This window comes from Leifsonia sp. McL0627 (assembly GCF_058244615.1).
In genome coordinates this window covers 1563637-1581629 of record NZ_JBZCGM010000002.1, presented here as the reverse complement: position 1 = coordinate 1581629, position 17993 = coordinate 1563637, and the positions used below count along the sequence as shown (strand labels likewise).

General features: G+C 69.9%; 11 protein-coding genes and 2 pseudogenes. All 13 read right to left on the bottom strand.

Translation table 11 applies throughout. From position 1 onward, the window contains the following. A pseudogene (locus tag AC37TH_RS08195) lies at positions 1-187 on the bottom strand (thymidine kinase); the annotation flags it as partial. A gap of 30 nt (positions 188-217) precedes the next feature. Further along, complete coding sequence (locus AC37TH_RS08190; protein ID WP_490763875.1) at positions 218-1816, bottom strand: response regulator transcription factor; 1599 nt, start codon at positions 1814-1816, stop codon at positions 218-220. Between the two features lie 285 nt (positions 1817-2101). Then, positions 2102-3343 carry a sensor histidine kinase gene (locus AC37TH_RS08185; protein ID WP_490763835.1) on the bottom strand — a complete coding sequence of 414 codons (1242 nt, stop codon included), beginning with the start codon at positions 3341-3343 and terminating at the stop codon, positions 2102-2104. Positions 3344-3519: 176 nt separating this feature from the next. After that, positions 3520-4653: an Rv2578c family radical SAM protein gene (locus tag AC37TH_RS08180; RefSeq protein WP_490763834.1), complete on the bottom strand. Its 1134-nt coding sequence runs from the start codon at positions 4651-4653 to the stop codon at positions 3520-3522. A 60-nt stretch (positions 4654-4713) separates the two neighbouring features. After that, positions 4714-6408, bottom strand: a complete 1695-nt coding sequence (locus tag AC37TH_RS08175; protein WP_490763833.1) for an ABC-F family ATP-binding cassette domain-containing protein — start codon at positions 6406-6408, stop codon at positions 4714-4716. 311 nt (positions 6409-6719) lie between these two features. Further along, positions 6720-8149 (bottom strand): annotated as a pseudogene (locus AC37TH_RS08170) (malate:quinone oxidoreductase). Positions 8150-8278: 129 nt separating this feature from the next. Further along, positions 8279-9349, bottom strand: coding sequence for an aspartate-semialdehyde dehydrogenase (locus AC37TH_RS08165; RefSeq protein ID WP_490763832.1), 1071 nt, complete (start codon positions 9347-9349; stop codon positions 8279-8281). A gap of 81 nt (positions 9350-9430) precedes the next feature. Next, positions 9431-10717, bottom strand: a complete 1287-nt coding sequence (locus AC37TH_RS08160; protein ID WP_490763831.1) for an aspartate kinase — start codon at positions 10715-10717, stop codon at positions 9431-9433. Between the two features lie 108 nt (positions 10718-10825). Further along, complete coding sequence (gene recR, locus AC37TH_RS08155) at positions 10826-11422, bottom strand: recombination mediator RecR (RefSeq protein ID WP_490763830.1); 597 nt, start codon at positions 11420-11422, stop codon at positions 10826-10828. 3 nt (positions 11423-11425) lie between these two features. Next, a complete protein-coding gene (locus AC37TH_RS08150) occupies positions 11426-14017 on the bottom strand; it encodes a DNA polymerase III subunit gamma and tau (RefSeq protein ID WP_490763829.1) in 2592 nt (863 codons plus the stop codon). Between the two features lie 60 nt (positions 14018-14077). Next, positions 14078-15361: an acyl-CoA thioesterase/BAAT N-terminal domain-containing protein gene (locus AC37TH_RS08145; protein WP_490763828.1), complete on the bottom strand. Its 1284-nt coding sequence runs from the start codon at positions 15359-15361 to the stop codon at positions 14078-14080. Next, a complete protein-coding gene (locus tag AC37TH_RS08140) occupies positions 15358-16656 on the bottom strand; it encodes an alpha/beta hydrolase family protein (protein WP_490763874.1) in 1299 nt (432 codons plus the stop codon). Before AC37TH_RS08140 ends, AC37TH_RS08145 begins: the two co-directional genes overlap by 4 nt. Continuing rightward, positions 16656-17987 (bottom strand): acyl-CoA thioesterase/bile acid-CoA:amino acid N-acyltransferase family protein, encoded by a 1332-nt coding sequence (locus AC37TH_RS08135; protein ID WP_490763827.1) that lies wholly within the window; start codon positions 17985-17987, stop codon positions 16656-16658. The genes AC37TH_RS08140 and AC37TH_RS08135 overlap by 1 nt, the downstream gene beginning before the upstream one ends. Between the last annotated feature and the right edge of the window lie 6 nt (positions 17988-17993).

Below are 17993 nucleotides of genomic sequence, written 5' to 3'. Positions count from 1 at the left end.
TGATCAGGTAGTCGACCTCGCGGGTGACGCCGAGCCGCGACAGGATGCCCATGTCGCCTCTGGTGTCGATCGACGGCTTCGCGAGCAGCACGCGATGCCCGCGCTCCTCATAGTTGTAGGCCGCCTGGAGCATCGCCGTGCTCCTACCGCTGTTCATCGCGCCGTAGCGGAAATACAGTTTTGCCACGCACCGATCCTAGAGGGTGCCGCCCGGAGGTCAGGTGAGATACCCGTCCTCTGCGGCGCGCCGGATGAGGTCGGCGCGCGAACTCGTCGGTCGCCCGGCCTTGCCGTACTTCTCCCTGACCCTGCGCAGGTAGGTCTTGGCGGTCTCGTACTGGACGTTCATCGCCTTGGCCACCTCGGACGTCGTCCTGCCGTCCGCATACAGTGTGAGGGCCTGCCGCTCTCCGTCGCTGAGCCGGGGCCTGGCCGATTCCGGGATGCTCGGCTTCGGCCGCCACGACGGCTCCGCCGGCGGCTCCTTCTGCGCGTCGTCGCCCCCTCTGCCCATCGCCGAGAGCGCCGCGTCCAGAACGTCTGTCATGGGCTGCGTCTTGGTCAGGTATGCGACGGCGCCTGCTGCGAGCGCCGCATCCCTGTCTTCCGCCGTGTCGACGGCGCTGAGCACGATGACCTTGGCGCCGGCCGCCCGGCAGGTGCGCACGCGCGCGCCGATGGAGATGGTCTCGCGCAGTTGCAGATCCATGATGACGAGGTCGGTGGGGAACGCGTCGCTATGGACGAGTTCGAGCCAGCTGCTCGCGCGCAGCACGAGGTGCGAGCTCTGGCGCATGCTTCTCGATCCACGACGACAGACTGTCGAGCAGGAGCTCGTGGGTCGTCGAGGAGGGCGAGTACTGATCGGTGGCGGTGGAGTGGGTGCGGGGGTCACTCTGTTCTCCCCCTCCGGGTATTCGAATCGGATAGTGAGGTGGTCGCCGCGAAGACGCAAGGAGGTTTCCATCGCGACGGATCGCAGCGAGCTGAGCAGGGCGGCAAGCGCCTCCCTGACTTCGCGCGGCGGCTGGTCGACCGTCGCGGTCAGTTCGAACGCAGGATGCTCCGGCCTGCTGACGACGATGCGCACGGACGAGGGGACGAGACCGGGGAGGGCCGCGGTCGTCGCGATGATCGCACCGACGATGGCGCGCTGCTCCTCGCTGAGCACCCTGTCGAGCCCGTCCGGGTCGTCGACCATGGTGGTCGAGCGGGCGGCACGCGGATCGAGTCCGCGGAGCGCGAGTTCGTGCGCAAGTCGTTCGGCCAACCAGGTGCGGTCGACGGCCGAGACGGCTTCGTCGCGCAGCCGGATGGCGAGTTCTCTGGCCGTCGTGGCGTCGTCTGCTGTGACTTCGCCACGACGCAGCAGGTCCGCGAGGAACGGTGTCGTCGCCTCGTTGAGCGTCGACAGCTGCTCCTGGACGACCATCCGGCGCGCGGTCTCACGCAGCTCGGTGTCGAGATCCGCCTGCCCCCGTTTGGCGACCTGGCGCCAGGCGAGGGTCTCTCCCGTCATCGTCCACGCATAGCCGCATCCACCGCAGGCGAGCGCGATGATCGGCGTCGCGGAGACGGTGAAGTAGACGACAGGACTGGTCACGATGGTGAGCGAAGCGCTCTGCAACGCCGAGGAGACGCCGATGACGAACGCCGAGACGCAGGCGACGAAGATCACCTCGGAGACCGGCCGGTACAGCGGCATAGCGACGAGGAACAGTGCGACGGCGATCTGCCCCCAGTCGTCCTGGATGCGCACATTGCGCCCCCAGGCCGACGCGGTGAACGCCAGCGCGGCGGTGACGGTCACGGCCATCACGGAGAGGTGCTCCTCGGCCGAACGGGGCGAGGGCCCGGTGAGCGCGCACGGAGAACGCCGTACCGGCGAGGACGAGCAGCACGATCGCGGAGTATGCGAGCGCGGGGTCTCTGACCTGATCGCCGTGCTTCACGGTGGAGTAGATCGCGTAGCCGACCGCGAGGGCGCTGAGCAGGGGCACGAGCATCCAGGCCGATTGCACGCCGAGCGGGTCGAGTCGTTGCGGTGTGCGCTCGAACGGCGCCGACCTCAGGCGGACGATGGTGGCGTCGTCGAGTCTGGTCACCCCGTCGCCTCCTCGTCGCCGGACGGGACGACGATCAGCACGGTGGTGCCGACGTCCTCGCTCGAGTAGATGGTCACCACTCCGCCGACGCGCTCGATCCTGTCGTGCACGGACTGCCGAAGTCCGAGTCTGTCGCTGCCGGCCGCCGACGGCACGAAGCCGTGCCCTTCGTCGACGACCATGACGGACACGGATCCCCCGGACGACGAGAGGGTCACCTTGGCCGTCGCGCTTCCTGAGTGTCGCAGGACGTTGACCAGGCACTGCCGCACGGCGAGTCCGACAGCGCGTCGGCGGTCGTCGGAGAGCCTGTCCAGGACGTCCCTGTCGCCGGAGACGCTCACCGCGAGTCCTTCGTCGCGCGCCAGCTCGATGGCGTGATGCAGTTCGCTGGAGAACCACGCGTCTCCCGGCCCGTCGCCCAGTGGGTGCGGATGGTCGGCGGAGCGCTGCTCCGGCAACCCTCCCGGCGCGGGACGGCCGGATCCTCCCGACGCCCCGAGCGACAGCAGATCGGCCTCGATCCGTTCCCTGAGCTTCGGCGCAAGCGGACCGGGCGACGCCGCTGCGACGGCGAGGAGATCGCTGAGCACGGTGTCGTGAAGGTCGGCGGCGAACTCCGCGATCACGTTGCGACGGAGGTCGATGAGGCGCGCATCCCGCACGGACCGGTGGATCGCGGACTGTGGCTTGCTGCGCGACCCTCTGGTCAGGCCGTCGAACGCGAACACTCCGACGAGGAGGAGGTACGCGCCGAGCGAGATCGCGTCCGGCCGGAAGGTCCGGCCCACGTTGATCGCCGCCAGAAGCACCGCCGCCTCCGCGAGGGCGAAGCCTGCCGTCGACCAGAGGATGCCGGAGAGCGATCCCGTACCCGCCCCGCCGACCAGGGTCATGGCCACCACCGGAAGTGCGATGACGAAGAGATTGGTGTCCGTGTACGACGGCGTGGTCGTCAGGAGGATGACGACGTAGAAGTACGTGGAGAACGCACCGACCGCAAGGTACGCCACGGTCAGCGCGACCGTCCTCCCGCGCGCCAGGAGCACCAGCAGCGCCACCATTGGCAGCAGCACGAGCAGCCCCACCCAGGAGTAGGCGCCCGCCGCTCCGAACCCGGCGACCGCCACATTGATGAACGCGGAGCCGAGGCACACCATCCCCGCCCAGCGCGCCGCCGACCCGAGCGCCCGGGAGTTGGCGACGCGCGACAGATGTGTCGGAAGCCCGAGCGACATCGCCACCCCCTCGTGTCCTGGATCGTCCCCCCGAGCGTGCCCGATCGGCATCGGGCACGGTGGACGGAACGGAGCGACTCGGACGGATACCGAGCGCCCCCAGATGGATTATGGCAGTTCCTCGGCGCCCTGTGTACCCCGCCGCGTTCTCCGCTGTACCCCGCGCCCGGGCATCCTCAGAACAACGTCGGCTGCACCCCCAGCATCGTCAGCCCGTTCGCCGCGGCGTCCACCTCCTCCGGGATCACCCTTGTGCGCCGCACCCCCGCCGCCGCCGCAACCTGTCGCTCACCTTCCCCATCGCGCAGCATCCCGAGCGCCGTCGACCGCACCCCTCCGGTGAGCGGGTCCTCCTCCCCGCGTTCCAGACCGTGCGCGGTGATCAGCGGCTTGATCTTGGCCGCCAGCCACTTTCTATACTCCTTGGGCGCGTGCGCTCCCCCGCCATACATGCGCCGGTAGTGCGGCAGCAACTCAGGATGCTCCCGCCCGAGCCACAGGTAATACCACTCCTTCACCCCCGGTTTGAGGTGCAGGGCCGTGTAGAGCACCGACGTCGCTCCCGCCTCTTTGGCCTGCCGCAGGGCGTCGTCCAGGTGCGCCCTCGTGTCGGTGAGGTAAGGCAGGATCGGCATGAGGAACACGGCGCAGTCGAGGCCGTGCTCGCGCACAGCGGTGACCGTTGCGAGCCGCGCCTTCGTGCTCGGGGTGCCAGGCTCGACGGACTGCTGCAGTTCGTCGTCGTAGATCGCGATCGACATCGCGAGGTCGACGGGGACCCGGCGCGCAGCGTCTGCCAGGTGGTCGAGATCGCGCCGGAGCAGCGACCCCTTGGTGAGGATGCTGAACGGCGTGCCCGTGTCGGCGAGAGCGTCGATGATGCCCGGCATCAGCGCGTACCGCCCCTCCGCCCGCTGATACGGGTCGGTGTTGGTGCCGAGCGCCACCGGGTGACGACCCCAGCTCGGTCGGCTGAGCTCCTTGCGGAGCACCTCGGCCACGTTGACCTTGACGATGATCTCCTGGTCGAAGTCTTTGCCGGAGTCGAGGTCGAGGTAGGAGTGCGTCGGCCGCGCGAAGCAGTAGACGCAAGCGTGCGAGCATCCACGGTATGGGTTGATGGTCCACCCGAACGGCATCGGCCCCCCGCCGCCCGGGATCTTGTTGAGCGCCGACTTCGCGAGCACCTCGTGAAACGTGATGCCCGCGAAGTCGGGCGTGCGCACGGAGCGCACCAGATTGTTCAACCGCGCCAGCCCCGGCAGCGTCGACGGCTCCTCAGCCGTGAGTTCTTGCCCGCTCCATCTCATGGATTCATTCGAACATACGTTCGAAAGTTAAGCAAGCGCTCAGACGCCCGCGTCCGGAACTCACCTCCCCACGATCCGCCCCGCGCGCATCTCCACCCGCTCCCCGGTCCACGCCGCGCGCAGCCACCTGTCATGGCTCGCCACCACGACAGCGCCCGGATACGCGCCGAGCGCCTCCTCCAGCTCCGTCGCCAGCGAGAGGGACAGGTGATTGGTGGGCTCGTCGAGCAGGAAGACGTGCGGCGGTTTCGCCAGGATCAGGGCGAGCGCGAGCCTGCGCTGCTGACCGATCGAGAGCGCACCGACCGGCCGGTCGACGTCGCGAGGAGCGACGAGCCCGAGCCCGGTGAGCGGCACCGCCTCCGCGCGCCGCTCGCCGAGGCGTTCCTCGTAGATCCGGCGCGGGCTGGCGGACGGGTCGGCGAAGCGCACGTCCTGTTCGAGCAAGCCGACGCGCAGCCCTCTCCTCCTCGTCACAGTGCCCGCGTGGACCTCCTGAAGGCCGGCCAGCGCCGACAGCAGGGTCGACTTGCCTGCGCCGTTGTGGCCCGTGATCAGGATGCGCGACTGCGGCTCGACCCGGAAGGAGCGCACGTCGAGACGATCCGGGATGCGCGCCTCCGACACCTGCACCAGCGTGCCGGCCTCCTCGTTCAGCGCTTGCGACCCGGTCGGGATGCCGGCGAAGCTCAGGATCGCCGGGGGCTTGCGCACCTGGGTCTCGCTGAGTTCGTCGAGCCTGCCGGACGCGTTCTTGATGCGGCGGCTGATCTGCTTGTCCAGCGCACCGCCCTTGAACGACTTGGCGAACTTGTCGTTGTCGCGCACCTTGCCCGACCATGCAATGCCGCGCGCCGTCACATCGACGGCGAACTTCAGCGCTTTGAGCTCGTCCTGCTCGTCGGAGAACTGCTTCTCCCAGCGTTCCCGCTCGTCCGCCTTCGCGGCGAGGTATGCGCTGTAGTTGCCGCCGAACACCGTCGTGCCGGAACGCGCAGGGTCGAGGTCGAGCAGACTGGTCGCGACCGCATCCAGGAAGGCGCGGTCGTGGCTGGCGAAGACCACTGGCCCACGCCAGGCGGTGAGCTGGCGTTCGAGGAACAGCGCCGCATCGTCGTCGAGGTGGTTGGTGGGCTCGTCGAGGAGCAGCGCATCCGGCCGGGACAGCAGGAGTGCCGCCAGCGCGAACCTGCTGCGCTGCCCGCCGGAGACCTCGGACAGCCGCCGGGCGAGCGGGATGGACCCGACGCCGAGACCGGACAGAAGCTCGTCGCGGCGCGCATCCACGCTCCAGACGGCGGCGCGTTCGGCCGCGTCGAGAGCGGCGGCGTAGCGCGTCGCCGCCTCCGGATCGTCGCCGCCGAGCGCCGAGGCCGACGCTTCGAGCTCGCGCTCGATCGCCCGCACCTCCACCAGGGAGCCCTCGATGAGCTCGGCGAGGGTGTCCTCCGGAGCGAATCGGACCTCCTGCCAGAGGATGCCGGTGCGCGCCGGGCGCACCAGCGCTCCCCCGTCCGGCGCCTCGGCACCGCCGAGGATCCGCAGCAGGGTCGATTTGCCGACGCCGTTCTCGCCGATCAGGCCGAGGCGGGCGCCGGGCGCGACGGTGAGCGACACATCGGTGAGCACTCTGCGGTCGCCGTAGCTCTGCGAGACGCCATCCGCCTTGAGGTAGGCGGCGACGCTCGCTGGAGCGGTGACGACCGCATCCACAGTGGATGCGGTGGGAAGGGGTGAGAGAACGTTGCGTGGCATGGAAACCGCCTTTTCGAGCGCTCCGGAGAGCAGATTCCCGCCGGGTGTTCCGTCGTAGCCGCGCCGGAGCGCTCAGAACGATGACCGTGTCATCTGGCTATGTCGACGGCGCCACGATGCGTTGCATCGCGCAGGCTGAGCCTCGGGCGCGGGACGATAAGGAGATTCCTACTTCATAGCGCCGACTACTCTACCAACGTCGTCGGCGGTTTGTCCAGCAGCAATTCTGCGGGCACGATTCGTGCGAAAAGCGCGGTCGGTGCCACTCCGACCGCACTTTCGGCACGAGCCGTGCCAGCTGACCAGCGCGCCTACTGCGCGATGTGCAGCGTCTCGGCGGTCTCAGCGACGACGCGCGCGGCCTCGGCGGGCTTGTCGTTCAGTGTGGTCCCGATGGTGGGCACGAGCGCCGTCAGTGTCGGCAGCCAGCCGTCGTAGCGGTCGGGGAAGCAGCGCTTGAGGATGTCGAGCATGATCGGCACAGCAGTGGATGCGCCGGGCGATGCCCCGAGAAGGCCCGCGATCGAGCCGTCCTCCGACGCGATGACCTCGGTGCCGAACTGCAGAACGCCGCCCTTCTTGGCGTCTTTCTTCATCACCTGAACGCGCTGACCGGCGGTGATCAGCTCCCAGTCCTCGCTCTTGGCGGTCGGCATGAACTCCTGCAGCGCCTTGAGCTTCTTGGCCCGGTTGGCGAGCAGCTCGCCGACGAGGTATTTGATGAGGTCGAAGTTGTCTTTCGCGACGGCCAGCATCGGGATGAGGTTGCCAGGCCGGATGGAACCGGGAGGTCCCACCAGGTGCCGGTCTTGAGGAACTTGGGGCTGAACCCGGCGTACGGGCCGAACAGCAGCGACGCCTCTCCGTCGACCACGCGCGTGTCGAGGTGGGGCACAGACATCGGCGGAGCGCCGACGGCGGCCTTGCCGTAGACCTTCGCCTGGTGCTGCGCGACGATCTTCGGGTCGCTCGTGCGCAGGAACTGGCCGGAGATCGGGAACCCACCGAAGCCGTTGATCTCCGGGATGCCCGACTTCTGCAGCAGGTGCAATGCGCCGCCGCCCGCGCCGACGAACACGAACCGTGCCGTCACTTCGTGCGGGGTGTGGCCGACCTGGTGGCGCACCTTGAGCTTCCACAGCCCGTCTTTGGTGCGCTTGATGCTGCGCACCTTGTGGTTCAGGGCGACGTCGGCGCCGCGGCGCTGCATGTCGTCGACCAGGGAGCGGGTGAGCGCGCCGAAGTCGACGTCTGTCCCAGCCGGAACCCTGGTCGCTGCGACCCGCTGCTTGGGGTTGCGCTTCTTGGTGAGCAGCGGGGTCCACTCGGCGAGAACGGCCGGGTCTTCCGTGTACTCCATTCCCGCGAAGAGCGGCTGATCCTTCAGCGCCTCGTAGCGCTTGCGCAGGTAGGTGACGTTGTCGCGGCCGTGCACGAACGTCATGTGCGGCGTCGAGTTGATGAACGTGGAGGGCTCCGGGAGGTCGCCCGAGGTCACCAGGCTCGCCCAGAACTGGCGGCTCAGCTGGAACTGCTCATTGATGACGATGGCCTTGGCGGGGTCGACGGTTCCGTCGGGCGCCTCGGGCATGTAGTTGAGCTCGCAGAGCGCTGCGTGGCCCGTGCCCGCGTTGTTCCAGGGGTTCGAGCTCTCCTGTGCCACCTCGCCCAGGTTCTCGTACAGGCGGATGCTCCAGTCCGGCTGCACCCTCTGGATGAGGGCTCCGAGCGTGGCACTCATGATGCCACCGCCGATGAGGACGACGTCGATGGGAGAATTACTCACCCGTCAGTCCTACGGTGCCCGGCGACCGGCTTTGTCCGTCCGGCGGGCACCAGTGGCGCGCACCGTCGTCGCCGGCCCAGCTTGTCAGGCGGTGACGGGCGTCGCGAGGCGCTCGGCGACGATCTCCGCGATCTGGACGGCGTTGAGCGCCGCACCCTTGCGGAGGTTGTCGTTGCTGATGAACAGGGCCAATCCCCGGCCGGCCGGTGCGCCCTCGTCGCGGCGGATGCGGCCGACGAAGCTCGGGTCCTTTCCGGCGGCTTCCAGCGGTGTGGGGACATCGGTGAGCACGACACCCGGAGCGTTCGCGAGCAGTTCCTCGGCGCGCTCGGGGCTGATCGGCCGGGCGAACTCGGCGTTGATCGACAGCGAGTGACCCGTGAACACCGGGACGCGCACGCACGTGCCGCTGACCAGGAGTTCCGGAAGGCGGAGGATCTTGCGGCTCTCGTTGCGGAGCTTCTTCTCCTCGTCGGTCTCGTTCTCGCCGTCGTCGACGATGGAACCGGCGAGCGGGATCACGTCGAACGCGATCGGGCGGACGTACTTGACAGGCTCCGGCATCGCGACGGCCGAGCCGTCGTGCACCAGCTGCAGCAGGTTCTCGTCGGCGACCGCGGTGCGGATCTGCCCGGCGAGCTCCTCAGCCCCGGCGAGGCCGGAGCCGGAGACGGCCTGGTATGTGCTGACGATGAGGCGCTCGAGACCGGCCTCCTCGTGCAGGACCTTGAGCACCGGCATGGCGGCCATGGTGGTGCAGTTGGGGTTGGCGATGATGCCCTTGCGTGCTTCGGCGATCGCGTCCGGGTTGACCTCGCTGACGACGAGGGGAACATCCGGGTCCATGCGCCAGCCGCTGGAGTTGTCGATCACGATGGCGCCGGCCTCGGCGAATCGCGGAGCCTGCGCCTTCGAACCGGTCGCACCCGCGGAAAAGAGGGCGATGTCGATGCCGGCGACGTCGGCCGTGGCCGCGTCCTCCACCAGAACGTCCTCACCCTTGAACGGCAGGGTCGTTCCCGCGGAGCGGGCGGAGGCGAAGAAGCGGATGCGTCCGACCGGGAAGTCGCGCTCCTCCAGCAGGCGGCGCATGACGCTGCCGACCTGCCCGGTCGCTCCGACGACGGCGACGGTGAGTTCTCTTTTTTCGCTCATGGTGTGGCCCCTTCGGGTCGTGTGTTGAGTGATCGAACGACGGGTCTGCTCCTGGCATTCCCGCCACAGTGGATGCGCGGGTCAGCGACCCGTTCCGGCGTAGACGATCGCCTTGTCGTCGCCGTCGAGGCCGAACGCCTTGTGGACGACGCGGGCGGCCTCGTTGACCGTGTCTGCGCGAGTGACGACCGAGATGCGGATCTCGCTGGTGGAGATCATCTCGATGTTGATGCCCGCGTCGAAGAGCGCGGCGAAGAGCTGCGCCGAGACACCGGTGTTGGTGCGCATCCCGGCACCGACGAGCGCGAGCTTGCCGATCTGGTCGTCGTACTGGAGGGACTGGAAGCCGACGTCCGGCTGCTCGGCTTTGAGGGCGGTCAGCACCCGCTGGCCCTCTGACTTCGGCAACGTGAAGGAGATGTCGGTGAGCCCGGTGGATGCGGCGGACACGTTCTGCACGATCATGTCGACGTTGGCTTCGGTCTTCGCGACGATCTTGAAGATCTGTGCGGCCTTGCCTGGAACGTCCGGCACGCCGACGACGGTGATCTTGGCTTCGCTCAGGTCGGTGGCGATTCCGGCGATGATCGGCTCTTCCACGGTTCCGTCCTTCAATCTCGCGGCCTCGACCGCTGCTTCGTTGAGCACGAGCGTTCCGTCGTTGTTGTTGAACGACGAACGGACGTGCAGGGTCACGTTGTGGCGACGCGCATATTCCACTGCGCGAATATAGAGGACCTTCGCGCCGGCCGCGGCCAGTTCGAGCATCTCCTCGCTGGTGATGCGGTCGATCTTGCGCGCGTTGGGGACGACCCGCGGGTCGGAGGTGAACACCCCGTCGACGTCCGTGTAGATCTCGCACACCTCGGCGCCGAGAGCGGCGGCGAGGGCGACGGCGGTGGTGTCGGAGCCCCCGCGGCCGAGCGTCGTGATGTCTTTGGTGTCGCGGTTGAAGCCTTGGAACCCTGCGACGATCGCGATGGCGCCGTCGTCGAGCGCATCCCGGATGCGGCCCGGGGTCACATCCACGATGCGGGCAGCGCCGTGCTGGGCGTCGGTGATCATTCCGGCCTGGCTGCCGGTGAACGAGCGGGCGTCGTATCCCATGCTGCGGATCGCCATGGCGAGCAACGCCATCGAGATGCGCTCGCCAGCGGTGAGCAGCATGTCGAGCTCGCGCGGCGCGGGGATGGGCGTGACGTCGTGCGCGAGGTCGAGCAGTTCGTCGGTCGTGTCGCCCATCGCGGAGACGGCGACCACCACCTCGTTGCCACCCTTGCGGGTCTCGACGATGCGTTTCGCGACGCGCTTGATGCTCTCTGCGTCTGCGACGGACGATCCGCCGAATTTCTGAACGATGAGGGCCACTGATACTCCTGGGGATAAGCCGGAACCCCCATCCTACCGGCGATCACATGCGCCGAATCCCATATGACGCCGCGCCCGCGGAGCCGCCGGGCGGGCTGTTCTCCGGGGTCAGGAGATGAGGCGCCTGCCCTCGAAAGCACGCCCGAGGGTGACCTTGTCCGCGTATTCGAGGTCGCCTCCGACGGGGAGTCCGGAGGCGAGTCTGGTCACCCGGATCTCGAGCGTCGTCAGCAGCCTGCTGAGGTAGGTGGCCGTCGCCTCGCCCTCGAGGTTGGGGTCGGTGGCGATGATGACTTCCTGCACGGTTCCGTCCGCGAGCCGCTGCATCAGCTGCCGGATGCGCAGGTCGTCAGGTCCGACGCCGTCGATCGGGCTGATCGCGCCGCCGAGCACGTGGTAGAGCCCACGGAACTCGCGCGTGCGTTCGATCGCGACGACGTCCTTCGCTTCTTCGACGACGCAGATCAGCTCCGGGTTGCGCCGGGGGTCGCGGCAGATGGTGCAGGTCTCCTGCTCGGACACGTTGCCGCAGATGGCGCAGAAGCGCACCTTGTCGCGCACTTCGAGCAGCACCTCGGCGAGCCTGGTGACGTCGAACGTCTCGGTCTGCAGGATGTGGAACGCGATGCGCTGCGCCGACTTCGGCCCGATGCCGGGGAGCCGGCCGAGTTCGTCGATCAGCTCCTGGACGATTCCTTCGTACACGAACTACCTCGACCCGGCAGGCGGTGCTGCCTGCTCTTCGATGAAGGTGGCGCCGAGGATCTCGCGCACCACCGCTTCGCCGTACCGCTGCGGCTGCTGGAACGTGGGAGTGCGGGTGCCGGCCGCCTGCGACGTGCGCGCCGGACGCTCCTCGATGCGGCCACTGGATGCGGCGGGGCGCTCCGGGCTGGACGTCGCGGGCGCGGAAGTGGGGGCAGGCGCAGGAGCTGAAGCAGGGGCGGACGCCGATGGCCGCGTGGCCGGGATCGCGTCGGGGAAGGGGGCGTCGTCGGGGGCGCTCACCGCCCATTCGCCCTCCGGCTCCTCGGGGAGCGGCGGCTCGTACGGCGGCTCGATCTCGGGGGGAGGGACGTCGTCGTGCGGGTAGTCGTCGCGTTCGAGCGTCGCGACGGCCGACGGAGCTGTGGACGTCGAGGCAGAGCTCGACGCGGCGGCCGACGCCGGAGCGACGCTTGCTGCCACGGTCGGCGCGGAGGCTGTGCCCTCGACAGCTGCCGAACCACCCGGGATGCTGACGACCGCCCACTCGGTGGTGACAGCGGTGGGCTGCGCGGGCGCAGCGGCCGCAGGGGCTGTGGTCGACGCTGCGGGTACCGAGACGGTGGGCGCAGCAGCCGCCGGTGCCGAGGCCGAGGCCGAGGCCGCCGGCGCAGCGGCCGCCGGTGCAGAACTTGCAGGCGTGGACGCGGCGGGCGCAGACGCGGGTGGCGCGGACGTGGGCGCTCCTGCTCCTCCGGCACCGGGGCCGGCGCCCGGGCCGCCGGGCGCAGGACGCGTTCCACCGGTCGGTCCGGCGCCGCCGCTCGGGGCGCCGTCTGTGCGCGCGATGAACTTCACGCGGATTCCGAGGATGTCGACGATCGCTTGGCGGAGGTATTCGCTGACGCCCTTGGTGTCGGAACCCTGCTGCTGCTTGAAGCTCGCCACGTCGTTGTCGCTCGGGAACGACAGCGTGAGGACGTCGTCGTTGAGAGACCGGACCTGCGCGGTGAAGACGACCATCCACGCACTGCGCTTGGCACGCTGCACGGCGTCGAGGATCTGCGGCCAGGTGTCTTTGACCTGCTGGGTGGTGACGGGGCCGACCGGCGCAGCAGCCGGGGCAGGCGCAGCGGCCGGTGCAGGCGAGGTAGCCGGTGCAGGCGCAGCAGCCGGGGCAGGCGAGGTTCCGGCAGGAGCGGCTGGCGCGGCAGCTGCAGCACGTGCCGCCGAGGCGGCCGTCTCCACAGACGCGGGCGGCGTGGCCGCCGCAGTGGAGGGCCGCTGCGAACCAGGCGCCGCTGCGGCAGGAGGCGTCGCTGCTGCAGGAGGCGAACTCGGCGTCGGTGGGGTCGCAGCAGGAGCAGGAGCAGCAGCAGCGGGCGCAGCCGGAGCGGCACTCACCGCACCCGCCCCACCCGTCGCGTCGCTCACGCCGACCCTGCGCTCCAGCCGCTCCACGCGGGCGAGCGCGCCGCGCTCGGTCTCGTCGCTCGACGGCACGAGCACGCGCGCGATCATCAGTTCGAGGTGGAGCCGGGGCGAGGTCGCGCCCGTCATCTCGGTGAGCGCGGCGTTGACGATGTCGGCGGAGCGCGACAACTCCGCCGCGCCGAACTTCATGGCCTGGACGCCCATGTGGTCGAGCTCGTCCTGCGGGATGCCACGCAGCACGGCGGCTGCGCCCTCGGCGCTCGTCGCCGAGACGACGATGAGGTCGCGGAGCCGTTCGAGGAGGTCTTCGACGAAGCGCCGCGGGTCCTGGCCGGTCTGCACGACCCGGTCGACGGCGCCGAACGCTCCCGCCGCATCCCGTGCTGCAATGGCGTCGACGACCTCGTCGAGCAGGGCGGCGTGCGTGTAGCCGAGCAGGGCGACCGCGCGCTCGTACTCGACGGTCTTCGCGTCGGAGCCCGCCATGAGCTGGTCGAGCAGCGACAGGGTGTCTCTCGGCGAGCCCCCGCCTGCACGAACGACGAGCGGGAGGACGCCGGGCGCGACCTGCACGCCTTCGCTGTCGCAGAGAGTCTGCACGTATTCGAGCATCTGCGCGGGCGGCACGAGCCGGAACGGGTAGTGGTGCGTGCGCGACCGGATGGTGCCGATCACTTTCTCCGGCTCGGTGGTCGCGAAGATGAACTTCACGTGCTCCGGCGGTTCCTCCACGATCTTCAGCAGGGCGTTGAAGCCCTGCGGAGTGACCATGTGCGCCTCGTCGAGGATGAAGATCTTGTATCGGTCACGCGCGGGGGCGAAGATGGCGCGCTCTCGGATGTCGCGGGCGTCGTCGACGCCGTTGTGGCTGGCGGCGTCGATCTCGACCACGTCGAGCGATCCACTGCCGTCGCGGCTCAGCTCGATGCAGCTCGAGCACTTTCCGCACGGGGTGTCCGTCGGGCCCTCTGCACAGTTGAGGCAGCGGGCCAGGATGCGCGCCGACGTGGTCTTGCCGCAGCCGCGCGGGCCGCTGAACAGGTAGGCGTGATTGACGCGGTTGGTGCGCAGCGCCGTCATCAGCGGCTCGGTCACCTGCGACTGCCCGATCATCTCGGCGAAGGTGTCTGGCCGATAACGGCGATACAGTGCGGTAACCACCCACTCATGGTACTTGCCGCCGCCGACATTTCGGTGGGGGCGACCGCATCCGGAGACCGCTCAGCGGCCGGGGACGCTCGACGGCTCGGAGAGGGCTTCCAGGATGCCGTTCCAGAGACGAACCCTCGCGTTCTCGGTCGGTTGCGCATCCGGAGCTGCTAGAAGGTAGAGCGGGGTGTACGGCGGCGCGTAGAAGAGGTGCGTCGCCTCGGGAGCGCGGACGACGATGTCGCCGAATCTGGTGCCCCTCGCCGCGATCCCCGCGTCCATCCACGCGCATCCATTGGCGAGCTGTTCGTCCTTGCCTGCGCAGCCGAGCACGATCGGGCCGGGGATGCGGGACAGGTCGAGCACGTTGGGCCGGCTGGTGTCCCTGGTGCCGGAGGCGCACGGCACCCAGCTGCCGTCGACGGTCACGGCCGGGCTCGGGACCGGCGAGTTGCAGATCAGTCCCGTCGTGCCGCCCGGCGCGATCGCTCCGTAGACGAGCGTCGGATATGCGACGGCAGCCCACAGCGCCAGCTGGGCGCCCCTCGACGTGCCGAAGGTGAAGATCCGCTGACGGTCCACGCCGGGCTGCGCGCGCAGCCACGCGACCGCAGACAGGAACCGCTCGGCGGGGAAGGTGTGCGTCGGGTCGAGCTGACCGGCCGACCCGAACGTGGACAGCGCCAGCGTCGGATAGCCGTTCGCGGCGAGCTGCGACGCGGCGACGACGCCCGTCGGCGCATCGCTGTCCGTGCCGTCGAAGACGATGATGGCCGGCCGGAGGGCGACGTCGCTCGTCGTCGGCTGGAAGAAGTCGCCGCTGATCCCGTCGTCGAAGACGGCGCTCGACACCGAGGCCGCCGAGAGGCCGACGCGCACGACAGTGGTCTGGGCGACGCGGCGCCCCTCGATCGACGCAGCCATGCCCACCCGCTGGGTCGCCCCACCCCACAGGGCGGCCGACGACGCCGGGGCTCCGGAGGCGCTGCGCAGCGACCAGAACAGCCCCATCCCGTCCACGCCGGTGAACGGCGCGTCGACGGGAGCCTGGCTGTCCAGGTCCACCGTTCCGTTCGCGGGGACGACGTAGTCGGCGTGCGAGGACCAGAGCGTCCCGTTCTTCACCGTCGCGGTGATCGTCACCCGCTGGCCGGGCGGGAGGGAGGCGAGCCGGATGCCGACGGGCTGCCAGACGGGACTCGGGTTCTGGCTGACCACGAACCGCGGGCCGTCGCGCTGCACGCCGCCGGAGGGCTGCGCGCACCCGGCGAGCGCCGCGACGACCGTGAACACCGCGAGCACCGCCGCGACGACCGCGAACCCGCGCCGTCGCCCACCCCGCGCTCCCGCTCTCATTCCACCGCCTCCTGCAACGCGGAGAGCGCGTCGAGCCAGATGGCGCTGCGTGCCAGCTCGGTCGCCTGCGCGAGCGACTGCGGCAGGTCGGACAGCCCGACCGGGACGATGGGCGGTGTGCTGATCGCGTGCCCGGCGCCCTCGGCTCGCAGCATCCGGTCGCCTGGCCGGCGTCCCCTCGCCTGCAGTGCTGCCGTGAGCCAGTCGCACGCGTTCGACAGGATCTCGTCCTTGCTCCCGCAGGCGAGGACGAGGGGCCCAGTGATGCGGTCCAGCCGCAGCGTCGGGGTGTCCGCGATGGTGCGCACCTGGCTCTCGCACGGCACGGGGTCGCCCCGGCTGGTGAGCGGAGACGCCCCGCCGGAGGCTGTGCAGAGGAGCGCCGTCGGCCCGCTCGCCCCGATGGCGCCGTAGACGGCATCCGGTTCGACGGCGGCGAACCAGAGCGCGAGCGGCTCGGCCCGCCAGGTCCCCCAGACGAAGATGCGGGAGGCGTCCACCTGCGGTTGCTCTGCCAGCCAGGTGCGCGCCGTGTCGAACGATTCGACGGCGAGCGCGGACGAGCCGGGGATCTGGCCGGTCGGTCCGAACGACGGGAGCACGAAGGCGGGGAACCCGTTCGCGGCGAGCTGTCCGGCCACGAAAGCGCCGGAGCCGCCGTCGTCATCGCCGTCGATGACGATCACAGCGGGCTTCGGGATTCCCGTGACCCGACCCGGCAGGACGAGGGTTCCGATCGGTCTGTCGAACACCGTCCCTCCAACGTCCTGCCCGCTGTCCGGTGCGCTCAGCAGGTCTCTCGCGAACACCTCGCGCGACGATGTCGCGTTCCGGAACCCTGTGCGGTGCATGATGCGGGAGGCGACCTCCCTGCCGTCCTGCTCCGCAGCGAGCCGGATGTCCACGTCTCCCCCGGCCCAGGTCTGCTCCAGCCCGCTCTGACTCACCGGCGGTCCGGACAGACTCCACAGGAGGGCCGCGGAGTCGGCGGCGGCGAACGGGGCGAGCAGCGGTTTCGCCCTCCAGAGGTCGATCACCCCGTTCGGCGGTACGTCGTAGACGGCGCGTGACGACCAGGTGCCCGTCGCCGTCCGTGCCGTCGCCGTCAGCACGGCGTCGCCGCCCGGACGCAACCCGACCACGGAGAGGACGACGGGATCGGCGATGCCGGTGTGCAGCTGGTCGACCACGAACCGCGGGCCGATGGACTGGGGTGGGCCCCCGCATCCGGACAGCACGGAGACGACGAGCAGCGCCCCGGCCACGACCGACGCGAGGCGCCATCGGCCGCGCATCACGCCCGCACCGCCCTCAGCAGCACGTTGAGCACGGCGTTCCAGAACGCGATCCTCGCCTGCTCGGTGTCTTGAGCGTTCTGCCCGTCCGGGAGGGCGATCGGCAGCCCGGGCGGCACGGTCGTCGCGTGCGTCGCCCCCGCGTCGCGCAGGAAGACGTCCCCGGCCCGCGTCCCTCGGAGCGTCATCACGGCGGACAGCCAGCCGCACGCCACCGGCAGGGACGCGTCGTGCTCCGAGCAGCCGAGGACGAGCGGCCCGCGGACGGCGGAGAGCACGGGAACCGCCGACTGCTCGACCACGAACGGATCGGACTGGCAGTCGGCGGTCACGCCACCCGTGAACACCGGGGCGACGCTCGTCGACGGCAGGCAGAGCAAGGCGGTGGCTCCCCCGGCGGCGAACACCCCGGCTATCCGGCCGGGGAATTGCGCGGCCGTCCACAGTGCCAACTGCTCCGACTGGCTGGAGCCGTAGACGTACACCTGCCGTGCGTCGACGTCGCCCCGTTCGTCGAGCCAGTCGAGCACGGAGCCGACTGTGCCCGCGTCGATGATCGACGTGAGCCGGACCCCGTCGTCCGACCGGGTGACCGGAACCACGAAGACGGACGCGCCGAACAGCGAGAGCAGCGGAGCGACAAAATCACCGGATGCGCCGGACGCCGGGTCGTCGAAGACCAGCACTGCAGGCGTGCGCGGCCGTTCGATCGACCGAGCGCTGTAGAACGTGCCGATCCGCACATCCTCGTGGGTCTGGGCCGGGAGGAGCGGCGCCTCGCCGCCGGTCCGCTGCGCCGTCGCCGCCAGCAGATCACGCGTGAACACCCCGCTGGTGTGCACGCCGGCGCCGAGCCCCTGCAACCGGAACGTCCTGGCCGCGATGGCGCGGCTGCCGTCGAACGCGGTGACGGTGACCGGAGAGGTGTCGAGCATCCACTGCTGGACGAGCGCCTGCTGATCGAGCTGCGGGCCGCGCAGCGACCAGAACAGGCCGGCCGAGTCCGGCTCGGCGAACTGGGACAGCTGAGGCCTGGCCGTGGCGAGGTCGAGCGTGCCGGAGGCGGGGATCGTGTACGTCGCCGACGACCGCCACTGACCGCGGTCCGTGCGCATGGTCGCCTCCAGCCGCACCCGGCTGCCCGGCTCTGCTCCCACCAGTTGCAGCGGCACCGGCCAGAGCACCGAGGTGTACCTGATCAGCGGGGGTGTGACGAATTGGGGGCCCTCCGCCCCACTGGACGACGTGCATCCGGTGAGTGCGACAGCGGCGACGGCGATCGCGGCGCACACGGCGAAGGCCCGACGCAGCCTGCCGTTCCGCGCGTGCATGACACC